10 protein-coding genes (1 of these 10 cut by a window edge) are annotated in these 8,913 nt (G+C 65.9%); 8 read left to right on the top strand and 2 right to left on the bottom strand.

Annotated features, from left to right (window positions below; all coding sequences use genetic code 11):
* Nucleotides 1-117: 117 nt before the first annotated feature.
* Nucleotides 118-660 carry a methylated-DNA--[protein]-cysteine S-methyltransferase gene (locus WN72_RS43015; RefSeq protein ID WP_092215818.1) on the bottom strand — a complete coding sequence of 181 codons (543 nt, stop codon included), beginning with the start codon at nt 658-660 and terminating at the stop codon, nt 118-120.
* Nucleotides 661-801: 141 nt separating this feature from the next.
* Between WN72_RS43015 and WN72_RS43020 the strand changes: the two genes are divergently transcribed.
* Both WN72_RS43020 and WN72_RS43025 read left to right on the top strand, forming a co-directional pair.
* Nucleotides 802-1,620 (top strand): alpha/beta fold hydrolase, encoded by an 819-nt coding sequence (locus tag WN72_RS43020; RefSeq protein WP_092215605.1) that lies wholly within the window; start codon nt 802-804, stop codon nt 1,618-1,620.
* A 2-nt stretch (nt 1,621-1,622) separates the two neighbouring features.
* Nucleotides 1,623-2,435, top strand: a complete 813-nt coding sequence (locus tag WN72_RS43025) for an alpha/beta fold hydrolase (protein WP_092215603.1) — start codon at nt 1,623-1,625, stop codon at nt 2,433-2,435.
* A gap of 157 nt (nt 2,436-2,592) precedes the next feature.
* On the opposite strand, the gene WN72_RS43030 is transcribed toward WN72_RS43025, so the two are convergent.
* On the bottom strand, nt 2,593-3,048 hold the full coding sequence (locus WN72_RS43030) for a carboxymuconolactone decarboxylase family protein (protein ID WP_092215816.1): 456 nt from the start codon (nt 3,046-3,048) through the stop codon (nt 2,593-2,595).
* A gap of 100 nt (nt 3,049-3,148) precedes the next feature.
* Between WN72_RS43030 and WN72_RS43035 the strand changes: the two genes are divergently transcribed.
* The 6 genes from WN72_RS43035 to WN72_RS43060 all read left to right on the top strand — a co-directional run.
* A complete protein-coding gene (locus WN72_RS43035) occupies nt 3,149-4,018 on the top strand; it encodes a sigma-70 family RNA polymerase sigma factor (protein ID WP_092215601.1) in 870 nt (289 codons plus the stop codon).
* An 86-nt stretch (nt 4,019-4,104) separates the two neighbouring features.
* Nucleotides 4,105-5,355, top strand: coding sequence for a M20/M25/M40 family metallo-hydrolase (locus WN72_RS43040; RefSeq protein WP_092215600.1), 1,251 nt, complete (start codon nt 4,105-4,107; stop codon nt 5,353-5,355).
* A gap of 157 nt (nt 5,356-5,512) precedes the next feature.
* Nucleotides 5,513-6,190, top strand: a complete 678-nt coding sequence (locus WN72_RS43045; protein ID WP_027562845.1) for a GntR family transcriptional regulator — start codon at nt 5,513-5,515, stop codon at nt 6,188-6,190.
* A gap of 133 nt (nt 6,191-6,323) precedes the next feature.
* Nucleotides 6,324-7,124: a phytanoyl-CoA dioxygenase family protein gene (locus WN72_RS43050; RefSeq protein WP_092215599.1), complete on the top strand. Its 801-nt coding sequence runs from the start codon at nt 6,324-6,326 to the stop codon at nt 7,122-7,124.
* A 132-nt stretch (nt 7,125-7,256) separates the two neighbouring features.
* Nucleotides 7,257-8,570, top strand: a complete 1,314-nt coding sequence (locus tag WN72_RS43055) for an NAD(P)H-dependent oxidoreductase (protein ID WP_092215597.1) — start codon at nt 7,257-7,259, stop codon at nt 8,568-8,570.
* 178 nt (nt 8,571-8,748) lie between these two features.
* On the top strand, nt 8,749-8,913 hold the 5' end (the start) of the coding sequence (locus WN72_RS43060; RefSeq protein WP_092215594.1) for a TRAP transporter substrate-binding protein. 924 nt of this gene lie beyond the right edge of the window; 165 of the gene's 1,089 nt are visible here — the first part of the coding sequence; its start codon is at nt 8,749-8,751; its stop codon lies off the right edge, out of view.

Raw genomic sequence — 8,913 nt, forward strand, 5'->3', positions numbered from 1 at the left:
GCAAGGTTCGTAGGGTGGGCAAAGGCGCGAAGCGCCGTGCCCACCATCTCTCCCGATTACGACCGACTGGTGGGCACGCTTCGCTTTGCCCACCCTACGAAGTCGGTGTGAGCCGCCTCAATCAAACAGGCTCGGCGTGTGGTTCACCAGCGCGCCTTCGATCTCGAGCATCTTCAGCTTGGTCACCACGCCGCCATTCGCCGAGAAGCCGCCGGGCTTGTTGCCGGCGGCCAGCACGCGGTGGCAGGGCACGACGATCGGGCATGGGTTGCGGCCGAGCGCCTGGCCGACGTCGCGCGACAGCTGGACGCCGCCGAGCTGCTTGGCGATGTCGCCATAGGTGATGGTCTTGCCGGGCGGGATGGCGCGGGCAATCTCGTAGACGCCGCGGTTGAACTCGGGTACGCCGTCGAGGTCGAGCGGGATGTCGGTGAGATCGTCGGGCTCACCGGCGAGCAACTTGACGATGCGGTCGATCGCCCGCTGCACCTCGGCGGTCGGCTCGGCTTCGCTGGCGTCAGGATGGCGCTGGCTGATGCGGGTGCGGATCTTCTGCTCGCCGCCCATCGGCAATTGCGTGCCGTTGATGCCGCGCGGGCCCCAGGCGATGGCGCAGAGGCCGATCCTGGTGTCGAACAGGGCAAAATGCTGGTCGGTCATGGCTTGGTTCCCGAGCTTGCGTCCTTCTCGCATGCCCCCACTGTGATCTGTCCTCAAATCTAGGCTTGGAAATAGTTGCGATCCACCCGGTTTCCGGGAATCTTGCACAGGAGTTCCGCCCTCTTCTCACGAGCCCCCAGAATGCAAAGCCTCCACGTCAACGGATACGACATGCCCTATCTGGACGTGGGCGAGGACGGGGGCCGCGCGCCGCTGGTCTGCGTTCATGGATCGCTCAATGACTTCCGCGTCTGGGGCTGCGTGCTCGGGCCGCTGACGCAGCGACACCGGGTCATCGCGGTCAGCCTGAGGCACTTCTTCCCCGATCGTTGGGACGGTGTCGGCGAGACCTATTCGATCGCCCAGCATGTCCAAGACGTCATCGCCTTCATCGAAAAGCTCGACCTCGGCCCGGTCGATTTGATGGGCCATTCCCGCGGCGGGCACATCTGCTTCCGCGTGGCGCAGCAGCGGCCGGACCTGCTCCGACGATTGATCCTGGCCGAGCCCGGCGGCGAGCTCGATGCCAGCCTCGACCCTGACTATGTCGGCGGGCCCTCGCCTTTGCTGGCGCGCTTCACGGCCTCTGCCGAAAAGATCGCAGCGGGAGATGTCGACGGCGGGCTCGCCGTCTTCGTGGATACGCTGGAAGGCGCCGGCACCTGGCCGCGGCTGCCAGCCATGGTGAAGCAAAACCTGCGCGACAATGCCTACACCCTGATCGGCCAGGTCCGCGACAATCGCCCGCCCTTCTCGAAGGCGGATGCGGAGTCCATCAAAATGCCGACGCTGTTCATCCTGGGCGCGCGGACCAAGGGCCTGCTGCCAAAAGTGCTGCATGCGCTAGCCGCGCACGCGCCCTATTCCAAGACGGCGATCATCCCGAACGCGACGCATCCGATGTTCGAGCAGGCGCCGCAGAAATACTCCGAAGTGGTCCTGGACTTTCTGGCGAGCTGATCATGCAGACATTTCACGTCAACGGCTACGACATGGCCTATCTCGAAGTCGGCGAGGGCCATCCGCTGGTCTGCGTGCACGGCACGCTCGGTGACTTTCGCACCTGGTATTCGGTGCTCGGGCCGCTGTCGAAGAATCATCGCGTGATCTCGGTCAGCCTGCGGCATTTCTTTCCGGAGCATTGGGACGCCGTCGGCGACGACTACAAGATGGCGCAGCATGTCGCCGACACAATCGCGTTCATCGAGCAGGTCAAGCCCGGACCGGTCGACCTGATGGGCCATTCGCGCGGCGGCCACATCGCGTTTCGCGTCGCGCAGGCGCGGCCTGATCTGTTGCGCAAGCTGGTGCTGGCCGAGCCGGGCGGCGATCTCGATGCCAGCCTGCCGGTGCCGGAAGGCACGCCGGCGCATCCGCCGCTCGCCGCGAGGACGGTGCGCTCGGTGGAGATGATCCGCGCCGGTGACATCGAGTGCGCGCTGCAGAATTTCTACGAAGGCATCGAGGGCGACGGCTCCTGGCGGCGCGTGCCGGCGGCCGCCAAACAGCAGCTGCGCGACAACACGCTGACCTTCCTCGGCCAGATCAACGAGCTGCGCCGGCCCTACACGCTCAGCGACGCGCAGGTGATCAGGACGCCGACGCTGCTGATCGGCGGCGGTGCGACCACGGGGAGCCTGTCCGTGATGTGGCGGGTGCTGGCCGAGCATATTGCAGGCGCCAAGACGGCGGTCATTCCCAATGCCGGCCACTGGATGTTCGAGCAGGCGCCGCTGGAGTTCGGTGAGGTGGTGAGCAGGTTTCTGGCGGAGTAACTCTCTTCTTCCCTTCTCCCCTTGTGGGAGAAGGTGGCGCGAAGCGCCGGATGAGGGGTTCTATCCACACATGAGTTCGTGGAGAGAAACCCCTCACCCGGCTCGCTGCTACGCAGCGATCCACCCTCTCCCGCAAGGGGAGAGGGTAAGAGAGACCTCACACCTTCCACACGCCGACCGGCATCTTGATCGTCGCGTTCAGCCGGTTCCAGACGTTGATGACCGCGATCGAGAGGATCAGCGTGGCAAGCTCGCGCTCGTCAAAATGCTTGGCGGCCTCGTTCCAGATTGCATCCGGCACCGGGTCCTCGCGATCGGCAAGGCGGGTGACGGCTTCGGTCAGCGCCAGCGCGGCGCGCTCGGCCTCGCTGAAATAAGGCGCATCGCGCCAGGCGGACACGGCAAACAGGCGCTCCTCGGTCTCGCCCAGCTTGCGGGCCATCTTGGGATGCATGTCGACGCAGACGCTGCAGCCATTGATCTGGCTGGCGCGCAGGTGCACCAGTTCCAGGAGCTTTTCCGACAGCCCCTGCTTGGTCAAATTGCCGAGGGACTGCAAGACATTCATGGCTTCGGGCAGGACCATGACGGGGTGATTCATGCGGGCGTGCATCATATCGAGTCTCCGTTTCACGAATTTCGAAGGTTCCGGTCACATCGGCCGGATTGGCTTCGTCATGGGCATGACGGATCGCGATGAGGGAATGTGACCGATGAGCCAAGAAAACTTCGAAGACAATTTTCTGGTGCGGCAGTTCGAGGCCAACAGGGACCATCTGCGTGCCGTCGCCTACCGCATGCTGGGATCGCGCGGCGAGGTCGACGACGCCGTGCAGGAGGCCTGGCTGCGTGTCAGCCGCTACGACACATCCGACATCGCGAACCTCCGGGGCTGGCTCACCACCGTGGTCGCGCGCATCTGCCTCGACATGCTGCGCGCACGCAAGTCGCGCAAGGAAGATCCGATGGGCCCGCATGTGCCGGAGCCGGTCGACGAGACGCGGGAGCGCGAGACGGAGATGGCCGATTCCGTCGGCGCGGCGCTGCTGGTCGTGCTGGAGACGTTGCAGCCACCGGAGCGGCTCGCCTTCGTGCTGCACGACATGTTCGCAGTCCCGTTCGAGGAGATCGCGCCGATCGTCGGGCGCTCGGTCGATGCCTCGAGGCAACTGGCAAGCCGCGCGCGGCGGCGCGTGCAGGGCGCGCCGGTGCCCGAGGCGGACCTGTCGCATCAGCGCAGGATCGTCGATGCTTTTCTCACGGCTTCGCGCGAGGGCAATTTCGAGGGGCTTTTGGCCGTGCTCGATCCCGACGTCGTCTTCCGCGCCGACGACGCCGCGGTGCGGCTCGGCACGCTGCCCGAGATCCGCGGCGCGGATGCGGTCGCGCAGATCTACAAGGGCCGCGCCCAGGCGGCACGGTCCGCGCTGGTCGATGGCGAGATGGGCGTGGCCGTCATCCTCGACGGCCAGCTGCGCATCGCGCTGCGCGTCACGTTCAGCGGCGACCGTATCGCGGGGATCGAAGCTCTGGCCGATGCGGAGCGGATTGCGGCGCTCGAGGTGGAGGTGCTGGAGCCCTAGAGCAGCGTGGCATCCGGACGGTGTGGATGCTACGTTTCCGTCCGATCGCGCGATTGCAGACGCCCAAGACGCGAAAGGATGCTCTCATGACAGCCCGCTCCGTCTCCATGCTGGCCGTGCTCGGCCTCGTCGCCGCCAGCAGCACCGCGCTCGCGGCTGCCGACGAGAAGCTGAAGGCCGCCGCCGAGCAGGAGAAGGCGCCGTTGATCGAGACCCTGCGCGAAATGGTGATGACCGAGAGCGGCAGCGGCGATGCCGAAGGCCTGAAGAAGATGGCCGACTTCACCGAAGCCCGTCTCAAGGCGCTGGGCGCCAGCACCGAGCGGCGCAAGACCACCGCGGGCACCCGCGCCGACATGGTGATCGCGACGTTCAAGGGATCAGGCACGCGGAAGCTGATGCTGATCGCGCATATGGACACGGTCTATCAGCGCGGCATCCTCGCAAGCGAGCCGTACCATGTCGACGGCAACCGCATCTACGGTCCCGGCATCGCCGACGACAAGGGCGGCATCGCCGTGGTGCTGCATGCGCTCAAGATGCTGAAGGACGTCGGCTGGAAGGACTACGCGACGCTCACGGTGTCGTTCAATCCGGATGAAGAAGTCGGCTCGATCGGGTCGGGCGAGATCATCGCCGAGCTCGCCGACCAGCATGACGTCGTGCTGTCCTGCGAGCCAACGGCGGCGTCGCCTCCGGCGAAGAACGACGCGCTGCTGCTGGGTGCGAGCGGCACAGCGACGGCGAAAATGGAAGTGAAGGGCCGCGCCTCGCATGCGGGTGCGGCGCCCGATCTCGGGCGCAACGCGCTGATCGAGCTCGCGCATCAACTGCTGCAGGCAAAGGACGTCGCCAAGTCGATCCCGGGCACGCAGCTGAACTGGACCACGGCGCAGGCGGGCACCGTGCGCAACCAGATCCCGGAGAAGGCCGAGGCCGGCGCCGACGTCCGCCTCACCATTCCCGACGGCGTCGCCAAATTGCAGGCGGCGCTTGACGAGAAGCTGAAGACCAAGCTCGTGCCCGACACCGAGACGACGGTGACGATCATTGCGGGGCGCCCGCCCTTCGTCGCGAGCGAGCGCGGCCGTGCGCTGGCTCAGGAGGGACAGGCGATCTATGCCGAGATCGACCGCAAGCTCGACATCGCCGAGATGACCGGCGGCGGCACGGATGCCGGCTATGCCAGCCGCAGCGGCAAGGCGGTCGTGGTCGAAAGCTTTGGCCTTGCCGGCTTCGGCTATCACGCCCGCGACGAGTTCATCGACACCAACTCGATCGTGCCGCGGCTTTACCTGATGAGTCGGATGCTCATCGAACAGGGCAAGAAGAAGTAGCGGCCGGGCCACGCCGGGGCCCGCATTCGAAAACAACCCCATGCACAGTAGACCGCTCCAATAAAATCAAAGGCTTACGAACCATTGACGCCGCCTCCCTCCCGCTATACCTTCGAATACGGAATTCTGTATTCCCTTTTGCTTCGGAGCTGCCGGCGTGATCCCTCTCGACCCGCTCCCGAACCTGATCGACCAAGTCTATGCCCGGATCCTGGAGGCGATCTCCGACCGCACGCTGCAGCCCGGCCAGCGCATCCGGCAGAACGAGCTTGCCGACAAGCTCGGCGTCTCGCGCCAGCCGGTGTCGCATGCGCTGCATCTGTTGCACCGACAGGGGCTCGTTGCCGAGAGCGGCAAGCGCGGCTTTGAAGTCACCCAGCTCGATCCTTCCCGCATCCGCCAGCTCTATGAGGTGCGCGGCGCCATCGATGCGCTGGCCGCACGGCTGGCGGCGGAGCGCGCAGGCACCGACGCGGCGGGACGCGCACGGCTGGACGCAGCGCTCGCCGCCGGACGGAACATCGACCGCAACACCTCGCTCGCCGACCTCATCTCGCTCGATGTCGATTTTCACCGCGCGATCTATCAGCTCGCCGGCAATCCCGTGATCGAGGAAACCATCGCGCCGCAATGGCCGCATATGCGCCGTTCGATGGCGACGGTGCTGTCGGAGCTCGACTATCGCGGCAGTGCCTGGGCCGAGCATGCCAATATCGCAAAACACATTCTCGCAGGCGAGGCGAAGGCTGCCGAGCGTGCGGCGCTGGCGCATGCGCAGACGGCGGGACGGATGACTGAGGAGAGATTAAGGGCGACGGACGAGGCGGCGGCGTAAGCGGCTGTCATTCCGGGGCGACGCGTAGCGTCGAGCCCGGAATCCATCGGGCCTCATAGACGGCGAATAAATGGATTCCGGGTTCGCGCTTCGCGCGCCCCGGAATGACAAAAACAAAACAGGAGGACGACCCATGAAACTGTCTCAGGAGCAATTGGAGTTCTTCCACCGCGAGGGCTGGCTGTTCCTGCCCGAGCTGTTCAGCCAGGAGGAGGTCGATCTGCTCGCGCGCGAGGCGGTCGGCATCTATGACGCCAACCGGCCGGAGGTCTGGCGGGAGAAGAGCGGCGCGCCGCGCACGGCCTTTGCCGCGCATCTCTACAACGAGGCGTTCAGAACCCTCGGCGCGCATCCGCGCATGATCGAGCCGGTCGAGCAGGTGTTCGGCGAGCCTGTCTACATGCACCAGTTCAAGATCAACGCGAAATCCGCTTTCACCGGCGATGTCTGGCAATGGCACCAGGATTACGGCACCTGGAAGCGCGACGACGGCATGCCGGAGCCGCGGGCGATGAACATCGCGATCTTCCTCGACGAGGTGATGCCGATCAACGGCCCCCTGATGCTTGTGCCGCGCAGCCAGAACGCCGGCGATCTCGAAGCCTCGCACGACCTTGGCACCACGTCCTATCCGCTGTGGACGCTGGACGAGGACACCGTGACGCGCCTCGTCAAGCAGGGCGGCATCGTCGCCCCCACCGGCAAGCCCGGCGGCATGCTGATGTTCCACGGCAATCTCGTGCATGGCTCGAGCGGCAACATCACGCCCTACCCGCGCAAGATCGTGTACCTGACACTGAACGCGGTCTCGAACTACATCCGCACACCGACGCGGCCGGAGTACATCGCGCATCGCGACTTTGCGCCGATCAAGACGGTGGAGGATGATGCGCTGGTGCGGCTCGCGCGGGCACCGCGGCAGGCGGCGGAGTAGTCTGTCATTCCGGGGCGCGCGAAGCGCGAGCCCGGAATCCATACTCCCGATCGGGGTTATGGATTCCGGGCTCGACGCTGCGCGTCGCCCCGGAATGACGAGCTCTAATTGTTACTCTCAGGACTTTTGCCTATGAACCTCTTCCGCCTCCTCCAGGCCCGCGCGTCGGCCGGCAAGCCCGTCCGTGTCGCGCTGATCGGTGCCGGCAAGTTCGGCTCGATGTTCCTCGCCCAGGTGCCGCACACGCCGGGGCTGGAAGTGCCCATCATCGTCGACATCGACCGCGAGCGCGCGCGCGAGTCGTGCCGCACCGTCGGCTGGGACGCCGAGCGCATCGCCAGGACCGTATTCACCGATGACGGCGCCCGCGCCATCGCCGGCGGCGCCATGGATGTGGTGGTGGAGGCGACCGGAAATCCCGCGGTCGGTATCAAGCATGCGCGCGCGGCGATCGCGGCGGGCAAGCATATCGTGATGGTCAACGTCGAGGCCGACGTGCTGGCGGGCCCGCTGCTCGCCGAGGAAGCACGGAAGGCCGGCGTGGTCTATTCGCTCGCCTATGGCGACCAGCCGGCGCTGACAGCGGAGATGGTCGACTGGGCCCGCGCCACCGGCTTCCGCGTCGTCGCCGCCGGCAAGGGCACAAAATATCTGCCGGCCTACCACGACGTCACGCCTGACGGCGTCTGGCAGCATTACGGCCTGACCGCCGGCGAGGCGCGGTCGGCCGGCATGAACCCGCAGATGTTCAACTCCTTCCTCGACGGCACCAAATCGGCGATCGAGATGGCCGCGATTGCGAATGCTTGCGGGCTCGACGTGCCCGCAGGCGGCTTGCTGTTTCCGCCCTGCGGCGTCGACGATTTGCCGCATGTCATGCGGCCCAGCGACAAGGGCGGCGTGCTGGAGCGCTCCGGCGTGGTGGAGGTGGTGTCGTCGCTCGAGCGCGACGGCCGGCCGGTGTTTCGCGATCTGCGCTGGGGCGTCTACGTCGTGCTGGAGGCGCCGAACGACTACGCCGCCGACTGCTTCAAGCAATACGGCCTGAAGACCGATGCCAGCGGGCGGTACGCGGCGATGTACAAGCCCTATCATCTGATCGGGCTCGAGCTGAACATCTCGATCCTGTCGGCCGCGCTGCGCGGCGAGCCGACCGGGCAGCCCTACGGTTTCCGCGGCGACGTCGCGGCGGTCGCCAAGCGCCCCTTGCGCGCCGGCGAGATGCTGGACGGCGAAGGCGGCTACACGGTGTGGGGCAAGCTGGTGCCGGCGGCCGCGAGCCTGAAGACCGGCGCGCTGCCGATCGGCCTCGCCCATCGCCTGAAGCTGAGGCACGACGTCGCGCATGGCGCGATGGTGCGCTGGAGCGACGTCGAGTTCGACGCGAGCAACGAGACCGTGAAGGTTCGAAAGGCGATGGAAGCCGCGTTCGCAGCGCAACATTGAACGTCGATGCCGAAAACACGACCAAAGTGCGCTTGCTTTGCGTATCCCCTTTGGTCATCCTGACCAGGATCCGGAAAACCAAGATTTCGGACAGAACGTCGGTTGCCCGGCGAAGACAAAGCGGCACCAAGATCGCAATCCCTCGTCGAGGACTCGACATCACAGAGAGGGGAAGCGCATGGAACGTCGTAAATTCCTCACGGCAGGCGGATTGGGCCTTGCCGCGAGTGCCGTTGCCGCACCAGCAGTTGCCCAATCGATGCCGGAAGTCAGATGGCGGCTCGCCGCGAGCTGGCCCAAGGCACTCGATACGCTCTATGGCGGCTGCGAATATTTCTGCAAG

Source organism: Bradyrhizobium arachidis (assembly GCF_015291705.1).
Lineage (GTDB): Bacteria > Pseudomonadota > Alphaproteobacteria > Rhizobiales > Xanthobacteraceae > Bradyrhizobium > Bradyrhizobium arachidis.

Coding starts and splice junctions, on each gene's coding strand:
- WN72_RS43025 (WP_092215603.1), top strand. CDS start 1,623: ATGCAGACATTTCACGTCAACGGCTACGACATGGCCTATCTCGAAGTC.
- WN72_RS43015 (WP_092215818.1), bottom strand. CDS start 660: ATGACCGACCAGCATTTTGCCCTGTTCGACACCAGGATCGGCCTCTGC.
- WN72_RS43040 (WP_092215600.1), top strand. CDS start 4,105: ATGACAGCCCGCTCCGTCTCCATGCTGGCCGTGCTCGGCCTCGTCGCC.
- WN72_RS43055 (WP_092215597.1), top strand. CDS start 7,257: ATGAACCTCTTCCGCCTCCTCCAGGCCCGCGCGTCGGCCGGCAAGCCC.
- WN72_RS43030 (WP_092215816.1), bottom strand. CDS start 3,048: ATGCACGCCCGCATGAATCACCCCGTCATGGTCCTGCCCGAAGCCATG.
- WN72_RS43050 (WP_092215599.1), top strand. CDS start 6,324: ATGAAACTGTCTCAGGAGCAATTGGAGTTCTTCCACCGCGAGGGCTGG.
- WN72_RS43020 (WP_092215605.1), top strand. CDS start 802: ATGCAAAGCCTCCACGTCAACGGATACGACATGCCCTATCTGGACGTG.
- WN72_RS43035 (WP_092215601.1), top strand. CDS start 3,149: ATGAGCCAAGAAAACTTCGAAGACAATTTTCTGGTGCGGCAGTTCGAG.